The 17,175-nt window shown below is 69.7% G+C and carries 13 protein-coding genes; 1 reads left to right on the top strand and 12 read right to left on the bottom strand.

The features are described from left to right. Positions 1-11 precede the first annotated feature (11 nt). From egtE to MPSD_RS01255, 9 genes are all read right to left on the bottom strand, one after another. Positions 12-1,163, bottom strand: coding sequence for an ergothioneine biosynthesis PLP-dependent enzyme EgtE (egtE, locus tag MPSD_RS01295; RefSeq protein WP_020785269.1), 1,152 nt, complete (start codon positions 1,161-1,163; stop codon positions 12-14). After that, the gene (gene egtD / locus MPSD_RS01290; protein ID WP_020785270.1) at positions 1,160-2,125 is read right to left on the bottom strand and encodes an L-histidine N(alpha)-methyltransferase; all 966 of its coding nucleotides are present in this window, start codon (positions 2,123-2,125) and stop codon (positions 1,160-1,162) included. The genes egtE and egtD overlap by 4 nt, the downstream gene beginning before the upstream one ends. Next, positions 2,122-2,835: an ergothioneine biosynthesis protein EgtC gene (egtC, locus tag MPSD_RS01285; RefSeq protein WP_015357533.1), complete on the bottom strand. Its 714-nt coding sequence runs from the start codon at positions 2,833-2,835 to the stop codon at positions 2,122-2,124. The genes egtD and egtC overlap by 4 nt, the downstream gene beginning before the upstream one ends. After that, positions 2,835-4,136, bottom strand: coding sequence for an ergothioneine biosynthesis protein EgtB (gene egtB / locus MPSD_RS01280; protein WP_020785271.1), 1,302 nt, complete (start codon positions 4,134-4,136; stop codon positions 2,835-2,837). Before egtB ends, egtC begins: the two co-directional genes overlap by 1 nt. Continuing rightward, the gene (gene egtA, locus MPSD_RS01275) at positions 4,133-5,422 is read right to left on the bottom strand and encodes an ergothioneine biosynthesis glutamate--cysteine ligase EgtA (RefSeq protein ID WP_020785272.1); all 1,290 of its coding nucleotides are present in this window, start codon (positions 5,420-5,422) and stop codon (positions 4,133-4,135) included. The genes egtB and egtA overlap by 4 nt, the downstream gene beginning before the upstream one ends. 147 nt (positions 5,423-5,569) lie before the next feature. Further along, positions 5,570-6,217 carry a sensor domain-containing protein gene (locus MPSD_RS01270; protein ID WP_036427022.1) on the bottom strand — a complete coding sequence of 216 codons (648 nt, stop codon included), beginning with the start codon at positions 6,215-6,217 and terminating at the stop codon, positions 5,570-5,572. A gap of 47 nt (positions 6,218-6,264) precedes the next feature. Next, complete coding sequence (locus tag MPSD_RS01265) at positions 6,265-7,713, bottom strand: catalase (protein WP_086085094.1); 1,449 nt, start codon at positions 7,711-7,713, stop codon at positions 6,265-6,267. 162 nt (positions 7,714-7,875) lie between these two features. Continuing rightward, a complete protein-coding gene (locus MPSD_RS01260) occupies positions 7,876-8,304 on the bottom strand; it encodes a hypothetical protein (RefSeq protein ID WP_020785275.1) in 429 nt (142 codons plus the stop codon). Positions 8,305-8,422: 118 nt separating this feature from the next. Then, positions 8,423-8,779, bottom strand: coding sequence for a hypothetical protein (locus MPSD_RS01255; protein ID WP_086085090.1), 357 nt, complete (start codon positions 8,777-8,779; stop codon positions 8,423-8,425). Between the two features lie 197 nt (positions 8,780-8,976). Here MPSD_RS01255 and MPSD_RS01250 point away from each other — a divergent pair, with 197 nt between their 5' ends. Further along, a complete protein-coding gene (locus MPSD_RS01250; RefSeq protein ID WP_119571693.1) occupies positions 8,977-13,392 on the top strand; it encodes a PE family protein in 4,416 nt (1,471 codons plus the stop codon). A gap of 41 nt (positions 13,393-13,433) precedes the next feature. On the opposite strand, the gene MPSD_RS01245 is transcribed toward MPSD_RS01250, so the two are convergent. Genes MPSD_RS01245 through MPSD_RS01235 form a run of 3 tightly spaced genes read right to left on the bottom strand, consistent with a single transcriptional unit; the run spans position 13,434 to position 16,903 of the window. Beyond that, positions 13,434-14,570, bottom strand: a complete 1,137-nt coding sequence (locus tag MPSD_RS01245; protein WP_036426012.1) for a DUF4185 domain-containing protein — start codon at positions 14,568-14,570, stop codon at positions 13,434-13,436. Between the two features lie 7 nt (positions 14,571-14,577). Continuing rightward, positions 14,578-15,636 (bottom strand): aspartate-semialdehyde dehydrogenase, encoded by a 1,059-nt coding sequence (locus tag MPSD_RS01240; RefSeq protein WP_020785279.1) that lies wholly within the window; start codon positions 15,634-15,636, stop codon positions 14,578-14,580. A 1-nt stretch (position 15,637) separates the two neighbouring features. After that, the gene (locus MPSD_RS01235; RefSeq protein ID WP_020785280.1) at positions 15,638-16,903 is read right to left on the bottom strand and encodes an aspartate kinase; all 1,266 of its coding nucleotides are present in this window, start codon (positions 16,901-16,903) and stop codon (positions 15,638-15,640) included. Positions 16,904-17,175: the final 272 nt, after the last annotated feature.

The raw sequence follows: 17,175 nt of genomic DNA, 5'->3' as shown, positions 1-17,175 counted from the left end.
GCCCCGCAACGTCAGGTAGCGGTGGTCGCCGCGGTCGCCTCGATCAGCGCTTCAGCGAAGTTTTCCAGATCCTCGGCCGTGGTATCGACGTGTGGCGCGACGCGTAGCACCGGGGCCGTCAGCTCTTGGGGCGCCCGCGCAATTCCGGCGTAGGTGGTCAAGATCCGGCGCTGCTCGAGTAGCCACTCCCGCACCGCCGCCGGGTCGGCGCCGTCGATTGGCGCCAAAGTGGTAATCGCACTGGGCTCGTCGACCTCTTCGACCACCAGCCAGCCGTCCACGTCCGCCAGCACCCGACGGGCCGCGGCGCCCAGCTCGGCCAGGCGCGCCCGGATCAACGCCGGCCCATATTCCAGATGCTCCCCCACCACTAGTGAAAAACCAACTCGCGCCGCGATATTGGCTTCGCCGAACTCCAGGATCTGGGCGACCGACGTGGACGGTGAATCCGGGGACCAATCCGGGGGCGCCAGGCGCGGCGTCAACCGATCCAGCACCTCCGGGCGCATGGCCAGCACTCCGACACCGCGCGGCCCGGCAAGCCACTTGCGCGACGACGAATACGTGACATCGGCGCCCACGGCGCAATCTATCTGGCCCATCCCCTGAGCGGCGTCGACGACCAGGGGCAGCCCCAGCTCGCGGCAGAGCTCGGCCATCATGGCCAGCGGCTGCACGGTGCCCCGGTGGCTGGCCACCGGCGTCAGGTGCACCAGCTCCGGTGGGTCTTCCTCGAGTTCGTAGGCCGCATCGTCAAGGGCGAGCCGGCCGCCGTCCAGCGTCGGCAGCAGGCGAACCTCGAATCCGTGCGCGGCCATGACCGCCAGGTTGGGACCGTACTCGCCGGGCAGGCAGGCCAGCGTCCGGCTCTCCCGCGGCCAGCTGCCCAACAGCAGATCCAGTGCGTGCAGCGAGCCGGTGGTGAACACCACCCGCGCGTCAGGCACGCCACACAAGGTCGCAACCGCGGCGCGCCCCGCATCAAGCACGGGTGCGGCAGCCTCGGCGGCCACGTATCCACCGACCTCCGCCTCGTGTAGACCATGGGCGGCGACGGCCCGCAGCACCTCGAGACTTTGCCGCGAGCAGGCGGCACTGTCCAAGTGCAGTCCCGCCGCCGGAGGACGTGCCGCCCGCCACCGGTCGGCCAGGGTGTCGGTCACTTGGTGGCCAGGGACAGTCCGAAGTCGCCGGCCTCGTCGGTCCACCACTGGATGCGACGCAGGCCAGCCGCGTCCAGCTCGGCACTGACACCTTCCGGCCGGAACTTGCAGGAAACCTCGGTGAGCATCTCCTCACCGGCAGCAAAATCGACGGTCAATCCCAACGCACGCACCCGCACCCGCTGCCGGCCCTCGGCCCGCAGCCACATCTCGATGCGCTCCTCCACGCTGTTCCAGCGGGCGATGTGCTGGTAGGCGTCCACGTTGAAATCCGCATCGAGTTCTCGGTTGACCACGGCGAGCACGTTGCGGTTGAACCGCGCCGTCACTCCCGCGGCATCGTCATACGCGCGGATCAGCCGGTCGGCGTCCTTGACCAGGTCGGTGCCCAGCAACAGACTGTCTCCGGGCCGCATCACCGCGGCCAGGCCGGCCAGGAACTCCGCTCGGGGCCCGGGCGTGAGGTTGCCGATCGTCGAGCCCAAGAAGACGAACAGCCGACGCCCGCCGGTCGGGATCTCGGCCAGGTGTTCCTCGAAATCACCGCAGAAGGCGTTGATTTCGATGCCGGCATATTCGCTTTGAATCGCGCTTGCGGCCGCCGACAACACACTTTCGTCGACATCGAAGGGAACGAATCTTTGCAGCAGGCCGCGGTCTCGTAGCGCATTCAACAACAGCCGCGTCTTTTCCGAAGTACCGCTGCCGAGCTCGACCAGGGTGTCGGCCGAGCTGGCTGCCGCGATGTCGGCCGACCGGGCACGCAGAATCTGCGCCTCGGCGCGGGTCGGATAGTACTCCGGCAATCGGGTGATCCGATCGAACAGCTCACTGCCGACGGCATCATAGAACCATTTGGGCGGCAGCGACTTTGGGCTCTTCTGCAGCCCGTCGAACACGTCGCGACGCAACGCGAGATAGACCGAGTCCTCGGCCAGGTGGTTGGATAGCGACAGCGTCATCGCGTTCCTTTCGTGGGCTCCAATGCGGTCAAGGTAACCCCTTCCGCGGTGACCTCGACCAGGTGCCGGTCCGGCACATCTTCCCAGTCGGTGTCGTTGTCATAGGGCTCACTGGCCACCACCACCCCATCGGGGCGACGCAGGATGGAAAGGGTTTCGTTCCAGGTAGTGGCAAGCAAGCGAGACCCGTTCGCGGCCAGCACATTAAGCCGGGCACCTGGATCGGCGGCCCCGATCTCGCGGATCGTGTCGCCCAGCGCATCCAGACCGCGCTCGAAGATGGCCGCCGCGAGCAATGCGCTGTCACATACCGATTCGGCTGAATCGCTGCGCGGCAACACGGCCCGGTCGACGATACCGTTGTGCGACAACAGCCAGCGGCCGTCGGTGAATGGGGCGGTCGCGCTGATGTCGATTGGCATTCCGACGGTTGCGGAACGCACCGCGGCCACCACGCACGAGCTGCGCAATGCCGGCGCCACCGAATCAAAGGACGCATCACCCCACAGCGGAGCCGGGCTACGCCAGCGCCTGGGTGCGGGGTCGTCGTAACGGCTGTCGAAGAAGCCGGCACCCCAGCCGTCGGCGTTCATCAGGCAGTGTTTCTGGCGGCGCGGCGCATACGACTGCACCCGCAGACCGTAAGGCGGATCCAGGATCAGCGAGGAAAGCGTGACCTCGCTGCCGAGCCAACCGAGATGACGACACATCAGGCGGCATCCTCAATGGACCACGCCAACCGAACGCCCGCGAAGATCTGGCGTCGATACGGATGGTCCCAGTTCCGGAAGCTGGGCCGCAGGATGGCCGGCTCGACCGCCCAAGATCCACCGCGCAGCACCCGATAGTCGCCGTCGAAGAACGGCTGCGAGTAGCGCTGGTAGATCATCGGGGCGAAGCCCGGCCAGGGCCGCAGCGGCGACGCGGTCCATTCCCAGACATCACCGAGCATCTGCTCGGCTCCGTACGCCGAAGCGCCGGCCGGATACGCACCGACCGGTGCCGGACGCAACGCCGTGGCACCCAGGTTGGCGTGGGCGGCGAAGTTGCCGACCGGCCCCGCGGAGTCCCCCCACGGATAGCGGCGGCGCGAATTGGTCACCGGGTCCCACGCGCACGCCTTCTCCCACTCGATCTCGGTGGGTAGCCGGGCTCCGGCCCAGGCCGCGTAGGCCTCGGCCTCGAAGTAGGTGACATGCTGCACCGGCTCATCGGCCGGGATGTCTTCCTGGTAGCCGAATCGGGTGCGGGTTCGCCCATCGGCGTTCCAGAATTGCGGCGCGCTCAGGCCGGCGCTCTGGCGGTGCGCCCAGCCGCGCGGTGACCACCACCGCGACTGTTGGTAGCCGCCGTCGTCGATGAAGTGCTGCCATTCGGCATTGGTGACCGGCACCCGGCCGATCCGGAACGCCGCAACGTCGACCGGGTGGGCGGGACGCTCATTGTCCAGTGAGTACGGCTCGGCGCTACCGTCCACACCCAGCACGAACGGCCCGGCGGGGACCTCTACCGACGTTCCGGCCAGGCCCGCCCGTCCGGGAGGCAAGGCGGGGGTCTGCCCCAGCAACGGCGGGCCGGATCGCAGATTCAGTGCCTGCAACATCGTCTCGTTGTGCTGGCTTTCGTGGCTGATCACCATGCCGAACGTGAAGTCATCGCCCTGTCCGTCCAGGGCGTCGAGAGCATCCAGGACGGCCCCGCGGACCGTCCGGCAATATGAGTACGCCTGCGCCGGGGACAGCAGCGGAAGCTCGACCCGACTGGCCCGGTTGTGCACGAAGGCGTCGTAGAGACCCTCGACCGCCCGCGGCAGCATCCCCGGCCGATCCGGGTCGCCCTCACGTAGCAGCCACAGCTCCTCCTGCTGACCGATATGGGCCAGGTCCCACACCAGCGGGCTCATCAGGGGGTCGTACTGGCGACGAAGTTCGGCGTCGTCGAAATCGACCAGCCGCAACGTTTGGGTCCGGACCCGATCCAGGTCCTCGGCAAGTCGTTCTCGTGAGGTCACTGTTCCCCTCGGGCCAGCCGCGCGATCGCCGGCGCGACGCCATGCTCGGTCACCTGATCGCCAAAGTCGTCACCGGGGCAGCGGCCCCGCTGCACGTAGGCCAGCAGCGACTGCAGGGCGTCGGCAAGCTCGGCCGGCGCCCGTTCGGCCGCGATGGCCACACACCGGCTGGCCGCCGCATGCAGCCGCGGATCCCCCAGGCCCGCGCGCGCCGCCGTGTCCCACTCGGTGGCGACCGGCTGGACGGCCTCGAAGGCCAGCTCTGCGGCGCCGGGATCATCCAGCAGCGTCACCAGGGTGAACACCACGGCGGGCCAGAACACGTTGGAAAGACTGTCCAGATAGCGGATCTCCAGCCACTGGCGTGGCCGCACCGGCGGGAACAGCGTGGTCAGGTGGTAGTCGAGATCGGCGTAGGTCGGCCGCCGATCGCCCAGCAAGACCCGACCGTCCACCCAGTCGGCGAAGGGCACATGGTGGGTCACCGCCACGGCATCCGGATTGTGCACCAGCATCACCGGGGCCTTGAGCGCGTAGTGCGCCCAGTCGGTGGCGGGATCATCCGCGCTGGCCCCGAGGATCGGCCCGCATCGGCCGTCGTCCATCTGCCCCCACACCCGCTGCCGCGTTGATCTCCAGCCGGAGAACTCGCCGCCCAGCATCGGCGAGTTCGCGGCGATCGCGATCATCGTGGGCCCCAGGGCGTGCGCCAACCGCACCCGAGACGCCCATCCCGACTGCGGTCCGGCGTCCAGGTTGACCTGGATCGAGGCGGTCGACGTCATCATTGCGGCGCCGGCCATCCCGGATTGGCTGGCGGTGAAGAACTGCTCCATGGCCTGGTAGCGCGCACCCGGATTGATCCGCATGGTCGGACGGATCGGGTCGGCGCCCAGACAGACCAGGCCCAACCCGGCGTCGGCAAAGGCCGACCGCAGCACGGCTTGGTCCCGGCGCATCGCGTCGATGGCGGCCAGGATGCCGTCGCACGGTGGACCCGATAATTCCACGGCCCCGCCGGGTTCGACGGTGACCGCACTCCCGCCCGGCGGCTTTCCCAGCCCCTCGAGAACGTCGCCGATCTCCTCCCAGCTCGGGCGGCGATGCGGATCGGCTGGGTCGTAGCAGTGCGCTTCGATCTCCAGACCGACTCGCCCAATGGGGCCGTCGACCAGGCACCCATTGGCGATGTACTGCGCCGCGACCGCCGAACCGGCGATGTCGGCGTCGGCCGCACGGGAGCTGTCCAGCTGCGACGTCGCCGCAGGACTGGGGGCGAACGTCATATCACGATCCCTCCGGGCCGGATGCTGCGCGGCTATCGGCAACGATAACCGCCACATGCCATCTTCCAGGTCATCTTCCAGACCGTCCCGACATATTCCCGCACGTTTTGGTTGCACGGGTCAGACGGGTACCCACATTCGTGGGGATTACTGGCCCAGGGTGTTCTGCATTGCCCCAGCCAGCACGTTGACCGCGGGACCGCCGTTGCTAGACTGGCAGACTTTGTCCTGCAACAACACATTTTCACGCAGCCGGGTTTGATTGAAGCAGCGCCGGTCGGTGTCGGCTTCCTGCTTGGTCCACGCCGCGTCGGTAGCCGTGGGCGCGGGACCGTCGAACGACCAAACCTGGGTGGTGCCGTTGTCCAGATGCATGGCTGTGGTCTGCCCCGAACAACCCACGGTTCGGTCGACGACGCGATGGAACGCCCGGCTCGCGGCATCGGTGGTGGCGAATACACCGACCGCCTGCTTGACGTAGTGAGTCTGGTCAGTGGCAGAGGTCTGCGTGGTAGCCCCGTTGAACGAGGCGAGGTCGGGATCGTTGAATACCTCGGGTAGCCCGATGTCAGCCCAGTTATTGCACACCGGTAGGTCAACCGAGTACGCCTGGAACGGCTCGGTGAACACCGACTCCCACCCCATCGGCGCGCCGACGATATTGCCCACCGACCCCTTGCCGAGGACCGCGTAGGACACCACGCCCGGATCCGACGGGTTGGCCAACGCGGGCGAAGCCACCAACGAGGCAGTCACTCCCAGCCCGAGCAGCGCTGCCGCCAGTGCGGGGCGCATGAGGGTCGGACTGGTCATGAGGCCGATCATGCCAGGCGAGGCCGCGCTCAACTGGAATTGGCCCGCACCCCTTCCTCAACCGCCTTGCCCAGATCGGGATCGACATTGCGCCAATACTCGAAGACGCGCGAGAGCACCGGCTCCTTCACACCTTTGCAAACATGCCCAATGATGTTGCTGGCCAACCGATCCCGTGCTGAATCGTCGAGAACTTCGCGGACCATGGTGCCGGCCTGGCCCCAGTCGTCGTCTTCGGGGTGCGGCGTGTACGCGGCGCGCATCATCTGCCCATCGGCGTGCCAGCGCACCTCCGCGGCGCGGGCCGGATCGGCCTGGGGGCCACCATAGGAGTTGGGCGCGTATGCCGGATCCGACGCGTTGCGCACCCGCATCGCGCCATCCTTAGAGTAGCTATTGACCTGCACTATCGGCGAATTCACCGGGATCTGGCGGTAATTGGTGCCCAACCGGGCCCGGTGCGCGTCGGAGTAGGAGAACCCTCGGGCCAAGAGCATCTTGTCCGGGCTCAGCCCGGTACCGGGCACGATGTTGTTGGGCTCGAACGCCGCTTGCTCGATCTCGGTGTGGTAGTCGGTGACGTTGCGGTCCAAGGTCAACTTGCCGACATCGATCAACGGATAGTCGCTGTGTGGCCAGACCTTGGTCAGATCGAAGGGATTGAACCGATAGCTCTTGGCCTCTTCGAACCCCATGATCTGCATTTTGAGTGTCCAACTGGGAAAGTCACCGCGCTCGATCGCTTCGTAGAGGTCGCGCTGGTGGTAGTCGCCGTCCGTACCGGCCAACCGGTCGGCGTCCTCTTGGGTGAGGAAGTCGATGCCCTGATCGGTGATGAAGTGGTACTTCACCCAGAAGATCTCGTCGGCGGCATTGATCCAGCTGTAGGTGTGGCTGCTGTAGCCGTTCATCTGGCGCCAGCTCTTGGGAATCCCCCGATCACCCATCAGCCAGGTCACCTGGTGCGCGGACTCCGGCGACAGGCTCCAGAAGTCCCATTGCATGTTGTGGTCACGCAGATTCGTTGCCTGCATGCGCTTCTGGGACCGGATGAAGTGCTGGAATTTCAACGGGTCGCGCATGAAGAAGACCGGCGTGTTGTTGCCGACCATGTCGAAGTTTCCCTCTGAGGTATAGAACTTCAACGCGAAACCACGCGGGTCCCGCCAGGTGTCCGGGCTGCCGCGCTCGCCGGCAACGGTGGAGAAGCGGATCAGCGTGTCCGTCTTGGCACCTGGCGCGAACACCGCCGCCCGGGTGTACTTGCTGACGTCGTGGGTCACCTCGAAGTGGCCGTGCGCGCCGCCACCTTTGGCGTGTGGCTGGCGTTCCGGGATGCGCTCCCGGTTGAACATCGCCATCTGTTCGATCAGGTAGTGATCCTGCAGCAGGATCGGTCCGTCGGGGCCGATGGTCAGCGATTGGTCGTCACTGGGCGCGGGATTGCCGGCGTCGGTGGTGGTGTAGCGTTCCGCCATTTCGGCACCTCCTTGCGTGATTGGGCTGTTTGGGCTGGTCCGCGAAAAGCCATGGGACATCTGCCGATACCGCTGCCAGCTATCACCTGGCACCGCGCGCAGTACCGGCACCTAGTTACCCATACCCAATTTCTGGCGCCCGAATCACCGGGCGGCGCGGCGCTAGGGGCGAGCCGGTGGGGTGCTGGGAGCGGGTGCGCTCGGTGTTTGGACGGGGCCGGTGGCGCCCCCGTGCGGGCCGGGGCTCATCCCGGGCCCCATGCCCGGACCCATGCCCGGCCCCATCCCCGGAGGAGGCGGACCGGGCAGAAAGAACATCCCGCCGGGGCCGCCGGGACCGCCCGGACCACCGCTACCGCCGGGCTTGAACATGCCGTGATGGTGGTGGCGATGATGATGGCAGGCGCCGTGCCCGAAGACCAGGGCGCCGGCGAAGAACAGGGTCGAGGCGATGAAGGTGATTCCCGCGACGATGACGACCCACGCCGCGACCCGATAGAGAGCGGGCACCTTTTCCACCGGCGGCGGTGGGGGTGGCGCAGCGGTAGCGACCGCAGGCGGCGGAGTTGCGGGTTCGGATGTTTCACTCATCCTTCGAATATTGCTCAACCTGCAGGAACCGTAAAGAGTCTGAGCCGCAAAGTTGCCATGAATTGATGTAGCCCGGAGCTCGGGGGCCGAGCTCCGGGCTACCGGGTCAAGGTGTCGTCTAGCGCCCTGGTGTGGTGGAAGGCGCAACCGAGGTCGGGACCTCGCCGGGCCCACCCGGGCCGGAGCCGGGGCTGACCGCCGGGGCTCCACCGTGGTGCATTCCCGGGCGCAGCATCATCGCGGGGTGGTGCTTGTGGTGGTGGCGGCGGTGAAAACCACCGTGACCGCTGTGCATACCGAGTCGGAATCCGGTGAAGAAGATCACCGAGACGATGAACACGATCCCGGCAACGATGGACACCCACGCCGCGGCCTTGAAGACCTTGGGAGTCTGGTGCTGCGGTAGTGGCGGCGGCGCGACCACGGTCGAAGTTGGTGCGGCAGAAGTTTCGGACGTTTCACTCATGACACGAATGATGCCTAAGGAAACAATAGTGGCGGCTATGGACTACTTATGTAGCAGCTATGAGCCGTGCCCCGACCGTTGATCCGCGGCGCCCAGGATTGGGCCTAAAGACCCTACTAACGCCCCGTGACCTCGGCGAACCATATGCGGTTAAGCGATTTACGCAGACGTAAGCGATTCGCACAGACGCTCCAGGGAGCCACGGGATGTCCTATCTGTTCGCTTCACCTGAGCTGATCACGACGGCAGCCGAGAGCTTGGCCGGGATCCGCTCCACGATCAGCGAGGCCAACGCGGCGGCAGCGGCGACCACGACGCAGTTACTGCCCGCGGCTCAGGATGAGGTTTCTGCGGCCATTGCCAGGCTATTTGGCACCTTCGCGCTGGACTATCAGGCACTCAGCTCCCAGGCCGCGCAGTTTCACGCCGATTTTGTGCGGGCGTTGACCACCGGTGCCGGCGCCTATGTGGCGGCCGAGGCCACCAACGCCGCACCGCTGCAGGCCCTGATGGGTGTGATCAACGCGCCCGCCCAGTCGCTGTTCGACCGCCCGTTGATCGGCAACGGTGCCGATGGCTTGCCGGGGACCGGGCAAGCCGGCGGCGATGGTGGGCTGCTGTGGGGCAACGGGGGCAACGGCGGGTCCGGTGCGCCCGGCGGTAATGGCGGGGCGGGCGGGTCGGCCGGCCTGTTCGGCAATGGCGGGGTCGGCGGCTCCGGCGGGGCCGGGGTGGCCGGAGTGGGCGGCGCCGGCGGGATCGGCGGTAACGGTGGGCTCTTCCTGGGGGCCGGCGGCGCCGGCGGGGCCGGCGGTCTCGGGGCGGCAGGCTTCGCCGGCGGGATCGGCGGCAACGGAGGAAGCGGCACCGGTCCGTTCGTGACCGGCGGCGTTGGTGGCGCGGGTGGAGCTGGTGGCGCGGGCGTGGCCGGCGACGGCGCTGCCGGTGGCGCGGGCGGCAGCGGCGGCGCGCACACCGGGTTCTGGTTCGGCTCCGCCGGAGCGGGCGGTGCCGGGGGTGCGGGCGATGCCGGTGCGGCCGGCGGCGCGGGCAGCGATGCCGGGGGTGCGGGCGATGCCGGTGCGGCCGGCGGCGCGGGCAGCGATGCCGGTGGAACCGGCGGGATCGGCTATGCGGGCGGTTCCGGCGGTGCGGGCGGGGCCGGCGGTGCCGACAAGGTCCTGCTGTTCGGTACCGGAGGTGCCGGCGGCGCGGGCGGAGTGGGCGGCATCGGCGGCAACGGCGGCACCGGCGGCACCGGGGTGACCTTTGGCACGGTGGGGGGCGACGGTGGCGCCGGCGGGATGGGCGGGGCGGCCGGTGCCGGCGGAGCCGGCGGTGCCGGCGGGTTGTTGTTCGGCAGCACCGGCAGCGCAGGTGTGGGGACCGGCGGCGCCGGCGGCGGTGGCGGCCACGGCGGCAACGGTGATGTGGGCACGGCCGGCAACGCCGGCTTCGCCGGCGGCAAGGGCGGCGCCGGCGGCAACGGTGGAACCGGCCTCAGCGGCGTCGGCGGCAATGCCGGTAGCGGCGGTGCCGGCGGTGACGGTGGGGCCGGCGGCGCGGACACCGGTACCGGCGCAACCCTCGCCCCGGCCGGTGGTGCCGGCGGGGACGGCGGCAACGCCGGGGTAGCCGGCAGCGGCAGCGCCGGCTCGGGTAGGGGCGGCACCGGTGGCGCCGGCGGTCACGGAGGGGCCGGCAGCATCGGCAACCCCGGGGACCCCGGCCTCGACGGCGACACCGGCGGCCACGGCGGCCACGGCGGCCAAGGCGGCAACGGCGGCGATGCCACCGGCGCCGGCAGCGTCGGCGGTCATGCCGGCAACGGCGGCAAAGGCGGCCTGGGTGGCGCCGGCGGCGCCGACACCGGAACCGGCGCCACCGTTGCCCCGGGCGGGGGCGCCGGCGGCAGCGGCGGGGATGCGGGCATCGCCGGCGCCGGCGCCACCGCGGGCACCGGCGGAGTCGGCGGCGACGGCGGAGCCGGTGGAGGAGGCAGCGAGGGCAACACCGGCCATGCCGGCCTCGCGGGTGATGGCGGCGGCAGGGGCGGTGACGGCGGCAACGGCGGCGCCGGGTTCAGCGGCAACGGCGGCAACGCCGGCAGCGGCGGGGCCGGCGGTCACGGCGGTCACGGCGGCGCCGACACCGGAACCGGCGGCACCGTGGCGCCCGCCGGCGGCAACGGCGGCGCCGGCGGTGACGCGGGTGCGGTCGGCACTGGCGCAGCCGGCGCGGGCGGCGGCGGCACCGGCGGCACCGGCGGCAACGGCGGTGACGGTGGGGCGGGTAGCACCGGCAACATTGCTGACCCCGGCCTTACCGGCGACGCCGGCGGCGCGGGTGGTCAAGGCGGTAACGGCGGCAACGCCACCGGCACCGGCAGCGTGGGCGGCAACGCGGGCAGCGGCGGAACGGGCGGAGAAGGGGGCACCGGCGGTATCGACACTGGGACCGGCGCAGCCGTCGCACACGCTGGCGGGGTCGGCGGCGACGGCGGCGACGCCGGCATCGTCGGCGCCGGCGTGACCACGGGCAGCGGCGGCACCGGGGGTGACGGCGGTAAAGGCGGGGCAGGTAGCGCCGGCAATGCCGGTGACCCCGGCCTGTCCGGCGACATCGGCGGCAGGGGCGGTGACGGCGGCAACGGCGGAGCCGGGTTCAGCGGGGTCGGCGGCAAGGCCGGTAGCGGCGGCGCCGGCGGGCACGGCGGATCCGGCGGTGATGACACCGGAGTCGGCGCAGGGGTTGCCCCCGCCGGCGGCGCCGGCGGCGATGGCGGTGACGCCGGTACCTCCGGCAGCGACAGCGCCGGGCTCGGCGCCGGCGGGGTCGGCGGCGACGGCGGCAACGGCGGCGCCGGGTTCAGCGGCAACACCGGCGATACCGGCGCCGCGGGTGACATGGGCGGCGACGGTGGGGATGCGGGTAGCGGCTTCGTTGCGGGTCAGGGCGGTGCTGGCGGCGCTGGCGGCACCGGCGGCGACGGTGGCGGCACTGTTACCGCCAGCGGCCCCGCCGGCGGCGATGGCGGCGGCGGCAACGGCGGCAAGGGCGGCGACGGCGGCAATTCCTTCGCCGGCGGCACCAACGGCACCAGCGGGGCCGGTGGCACCGGCGGCGACGGCGGCACCGGCGGCCTCAGCGCCATCTCCGGCACTGGCGGCGCGATCGGCAACGGCGGCAACGGGGGCAACGGCGGCAACGGCGGCAACGGCGGCAACGGCGGCAACGGCGGCAACGGAGGTAACGGCGGTACCAGCACCGGAGGCCTGTCCAGCAACACCGGCGGGGACGGCGGCGTGGGCGGCATCGGCGGCGTCGGCGGCAAGGGTGCAACCGGCAGCACCAGCGTCGTACCCGGCATCGGCGGCTCCGGCGGGAAGGGCGGTCTGGGTGGCGACGGCGGCCTTGCCTCCGGCGCCGGATCCGTCGGTGGAGACGGCGGCGTCGGCGGCGCCGGCGGCACTGGCGGCAACGGCGGGACCGATGGCGGGTCCACCTTCGGTGGACAACTCGGCGGCGCGGGCGGCGCGGGTGGCGATGGCGGCAACGCCGGCTCCGGTACCACCGCGGGCGACGGCGGTGCCGGTGGCCGCGGCGGCAACGGCGGCAACGGCAGCGACGGCACGACCTTCGCCGGAGTTTGCCGCAACGGTGGCGGCGGCGGCGAAGGCGGGATGGGCGGCACCGGCGGCGACTCGGGCACCGGCGGTACCGACGGCGCCAGCGGCGCGGGTGGCGATGGCGGCAAGGGCGGCAGCGGTGGTGATGCGGTCGCGAATATCAACGCCGGCAATGGCGGTGCGGCGGGCACGGCCGGAACCGGCGGCACGTTCTCGAGCCCGATCGGCGGCGCCGGCGGCACCGGTGGTACCGGCGGCAACGGGGGCAACGTCTTCAACAATTTCTACAACCACGTGACCAATACCGGCTACAACGGCGGCAACGGCGGCAACGGCGGCAACGGCGGCGCCGGGGGCACCGGTGACCTCGCCGAAAGCGGCGGCGCCGGCGGTCAGGGCGGCAATGGGGGTACGGGCAGCAACATCACCGTGCCGGTATCGCTGAGCGCCACCGTCGATGGCGGCGCGGGCGGGGCCGGCGGCCAAGGCGGGGTCGGCGGGACCAGCACCGGCGGCATTTCCACCAACACCGGAGGTGCCGGCGGCGTCGGCGGGACCGGCGGCACCGGTGGCCTGGGCCAGCCCACCACCAGCGTCGTGGGGCTACCGGCAGGCACCGGCGGAACGGGCGGCAACGGGGGCATCGGCGGGACCGGCGGCACCGCCAGCGGCGCGGGGGCCACCGGCGGAAACGGCGCCATGGGTGGGATGGGCGGCATGGGCGGCGGTGGGGGCAACGCCGCCAGTTCGGGCTTCGACGGGGGCGTCGGCGGCCAGGGTGGTACCGGCGGTCAAGGCGGTGATGGCGGCACCGGCACTACCGACGGGTCCGGCGCCCAAGGCGGCCAGGGCGGGACCGGCGGCCACGGTGGGGTGGGCACCAACGGCGGCAGCGGCGACCCCGGCGACACCGGAGATTTGGGTGGTGTTCCCAGTGGGGTGACCGGCGGCGACGGCGGCACCGGCGGCGCCGGCGGCGCGGGGGGCGTTTAGGTCCGAGCTGCTCGCGGACCCGAATGCGTCCCCAACCCCGCTCAGGGCTTGAACGGGTTCACCGCGAATTGGATCACCCGATACGGCCCGCTCATCCGCGCGCGGGTGTCCCACTGGCTGACGAATATCCGCAGTTCGTCGAGGGTGGAGCCGGGCGAGATGTAGCCGCCGTAGGGCTGGGCGAGCCGGTTGCCGAATGGCGGCGGCAGACTCTCCGCGGGTTCCGGCCACTCGTCGTGCTGCACCACCGTCGTGACCGGCGCATCTCCCAGCAACGTCGGATTGGCGGCCACTCGCACTTCCATGTTGAGAGTGGTCGCGTTGAAATACGACAACACGGTCATGCCATCGATCTGCCGAATGCTCATTTCGCCGACCTGATCGCGCCAGAGCGGTGTCGGCGGCTTGTTCCAACCGCCGCCGGGCCCGCCGGCCCAGCCTTGCCACTTGGACCGGTCGATGAAGGTCTGCGGCGTCGCCCGATACAGCAGCACCGGATCTCTGCGGGTGAAATTGTCGGCCACGATGTACACCCAGCCGCCGGGCGAATCGGGGGTGGGAATGGGGTCGTAGTACCCGCTGATCTGAGTCTGTGACCCGTCCTGATACCGGGCCGCGCGCTGGGTGCCCGCGATGGTCTGCCAGCCCGCACGCTCCGGCACCGCCAACACCAGCCTCGAACTCTGCGGCTCCAGGTCTTTGGTCGTGGTCACCATCAGGTAGTTGTGCCGGTTGATCTGCACCACTCCGGCGGGCAGCTGCGAGTTCCCGGCAGGTGTGGGATCGGCAAGCAGCGGGCTGCCGATGCCCGTGACTCCGGTGTAGCGCACCCCTGCCGGGTCGTCGACGGACGCGGTGTCGACACGCAATGCGATCGGCGAGTACCAGCCGCCGAACCCGACACCCTGGCCGGCGAAGCTATCGCCGCACACCTGCAACAGCTCGGTGGGGAATTCGACGAACTCGCACAGATCGGTGGCGCCAATGCCGTAGTCGCCGGTCGGCGTTCCGGTGCCGGCGGTTGGCCCCATGCGCAACACTTGGCCGGGCGCCAACGGCGGCAGAATGGGCGCGGGCCCCGGCGCCGGCAGATCGGCGTGGGCGATCCAAAAACATTGCGAGGCAACGATAACCAGCACGACAAGCAGGGAGCACCGCACGACCAGGGCGGAGCTCACCCTTAGGTCACCGGTCAGCGGCCAGCAGTTCGGCGATCTGGATGGTGTTCAGCGCCGCCCCCTTGCGCAGGTTGTCCCCCGACACGAACAGCGCCAGGCCGCGCCCGTCTGGCACACCCGGGTCTTGGCGGATGCGACCGACCAGCGACTCGTCGACTCCTGCCGCGGCCAACGGCGTCGGCACGTCGACGACTTTGACGCCCGGGGCCCCGTCGAGAAGTTCGCGCGCCCGCTCCGGCGAGAGCGGCCGCTCGAATTCGGCGTTGATCGACAACGAGTGTCCGGTGAACACCGGTACCCGCACGCAGGTACCGCTGACCGACAAGTCGGGAATGCCCAGAATCTTGCGGCTCTCGAAGCGCAGCTTCTGGTCCTCGTCGGTCTCGCCGGAGCCGTCGTCCACCAACGATCCGGCCAGCGGCACCACATTGAACGCGATCGGCGCCACATACTTCACCGGCGCCGGGAACTGCAGGGCCGCACCGTCGTGCACCAATTGCTCGGCGCCGCCGATCACCTCGCGCACCTGGGTCGCCAGTTCCTCGACGCCCGCCACCCCGCTACCGGACACGGCTTGATACGACGAGACCACGATGCGGACCAGCCCAGCCTCGTCGTGCAGCACCTTGAGCACCGGCATCGCCGCCATCGTGGTGCAGTTCGGGTTGGCGATGATGCCCTTCGTGAGAGGCCCAGCGCGGTTCGCGACATCGCGCTCGAAGTTGACCTCCGACACCACCAACGGCACGTCGGGGTCTTTACGCCAGGCCGACGAGTTGTCGATCACCGTCACGCCGGCGGCGGCGAACCGCGGCGCCTGCACCTTCGACATGGCCCCACCGGCCGAGAACAGCGCGATGTCCAGCCCACTGGGATCGGCGGTCTCGGCGTCTTCGACCTCGATCTCCTGGCCGCGGAAGGGCAGCTTGCGGCCCTGCGACCGAGCGGATGCGAAGAACCGGACGGAGGTCGCCGGAAAGTCACGCTCATCGAGCAGCGCGCGCATGACCTGACCGACCTGGCCGGTGGCCCCCACTATCCCGATCGACAAGCCGGTGGCACCCATCTCAGCGCCCCGTCCTCGCGTAGACCGTGGCCGTCTCCTCCCCGCCGAGACCGAACGCCTCATGCAGGGCGACAACCGCCTTGTCCAGCTCGGTGTCGCGGCACAGCACCGAGATCCGGATCTCGGAGGTGGAGATCAGCTCGATGTTCACGCCGACCGCTGCCAGCGCCTCACAGAACGTCGCGGTGACACCGGGATGGCTGCGCATGCCCGCGCCGATCAGCGACAGCTTGCCGATGTGGTCGTCGTAGAGCAGTTGGGTGAAGCCGACTTCGTCTTTGAGCAAGTCCAGCTTGGCCACCGCCGTGGGGCCACTGTCTCGCGAACAGGTGAAGGTGATGTCGGTCCTGCCGTCCTCGACCTTGGACACGTTCTGCAACACCATGTCGATGTTCACGTCGGCCTCGGCGACGGCCCGGAAGACCTTGGCCGCATAGCCCGGGATGTCGGGTATCCCGACAATGGTCACCTTGGCCTCGCTGCGGTCGTGCGCGACGCCGGTCAGGATGGGGTCTTCCATAGCTATGTCCTTGATCGATCCGACAACGAGGGTGCCCGGTTTGTCCGAATAAGAAGAGCGGACGTGCACCGGAATGTTGTGCCGGCGCGCGTATTCCACACAGCGCAGCATCAACACCTTGGCGCCGCAGGCCGCCATCTCGAGCATTTCCTCGAAAGTGACGGTGTCCAGCTTGCGGGCGTTGTGCACGATGCGCGGGTCCGCGCTGAAGATGCCGTCCACGTCGGTGTAGATCTCACAGACGTCAGCGCCCAGCGCGGCGGCCAGCGCGACCGCGGTGGTGTCCGATCCGCCGCGGCCCAAGGTGGTGACGTCCTTGCTGTCTTGGCTCACCCCCTGGAAGCCGGCGACCAGCACGATCCGGCCTTCGTCGAGCGCGGCCTGCAGCCGTCCCGGCGTGACCTCGATGATCTTCGCGTTGCCGTGGGTGCCGGTGGTGATCACGCCGGCTTGTGAACCCGTGAAGGACCGTGCATGCGCACCCAGTGATTCGATCGCCATCGCCACCAGCGCGTTGGAGATGCGCTCGCCCGCGGTCAGCAGCATGTCGAGTTCGCGCGGCGGCGGTACCGGACACACCTGCAGCGCCAGGTCCATCAGGTCGTCGGTGGTGTCGCCCATCGCAGAGACCACGACGACGACGTCGTTGCCCTGCTTCTTGGTTTCGACAATGCGTTCGGCGACGCGGCGAATCCGTTCGGCATTGCCCACCGAGGATCCGCCGTACTTCTGCACGACGAGCGCCACTGTTTCCCTTCCCATACCGAAGCTGCGCAACCACCACTGGTGGTATAAGTCCACAACAGGATACGTGTCGGCGCATCTCAATTAATTTCGATGCCGCGGGGCCACGGTTCGGCCGTCGAGGGCGGCGCGCGCCGGGCATCACCCGAAGACGCAGGTACGCCGCCCGCTGGTGACCAGCAACCGGCGGGGTTCATCACGAGGCGAGGCCAAGTTCACTCGTTCCGGGTGGCGGCCCCGGACAAATTTCGCAGATGTGCAGGTGATCCGGGCAG

Origin of the sequence: Mycobacterium pseudoshottsii JCM 15466 (assembly GCF_003584745.1) — a bacterium.
GTDB classification, from domain to species: domain Bacteria; phylum Actinomycetota; class Actinomycetes; order Mycobacteriales; family Mycobacteriaceae; genus Mycobacterium; species Mycobacterium marinum.
The sequence above is the reverse complement of the archived record's forward strand: the minus strand, read 5'-3'. Positions and strand labels throughout refer to the sequence as shown.

Coding starts and splice junctions, on each gene's coding strand:
- egtD (WP_020785270.1), bottom strand. CDS start 2,125: ATGACGCTGTCGCTATCCAACCACCTGGCCGAGGACTCGGTCTATCTC.
- egtC (WP_015357533.1), bottom strand. CDS start 2,835: ATGTGTCGTCATCTCGGTTGGCTCGGCAGCGAGGTCACGCTTTCCTCG.
- egtA (WP_020785272.1), bottom strand. CDS start 5,422: ATGACGTTCGCCCCCAGTCCTGCGGCGACGTCGCAGCTGGACAGCTCC.
- MPSD_RS01270 (WP_036427022.1), bottom strand. CDS start 6,217: ATGCGCCCCGCACTGGCGGCAGCGCTGCTCGGGCTGGGAGTGACTGCC.
- MPSD_RS01265 (WP_086085094.1), bottom strand. CDS start 7,713: ATGGCGGAACGCTACACCACCACCGACGCCGGCAATCCCGCGCCCAGT.
- MPSD_RS01260 (WP_020785275.1), bottom strand. CDS start 8,304: ATGAGTGAAACATCCGAACCCGCAACTCCGCCGCCTGCGGTCGCTACC.
- MPSD_RS01250 (WP_119571693.1), top strand. CDS start 8,977: ATGTCCTATCTGTTCGCTTCACCTGAGCTGATCACGACGGCAGCCGAG.
- MPSD_RS01240 (WP_020785279.1), bottom strand. CDS start 15,636: ATGGGTGCCACCGGCTTGTCGATCGGGATAGTGGGGGCCACCGGCCAG.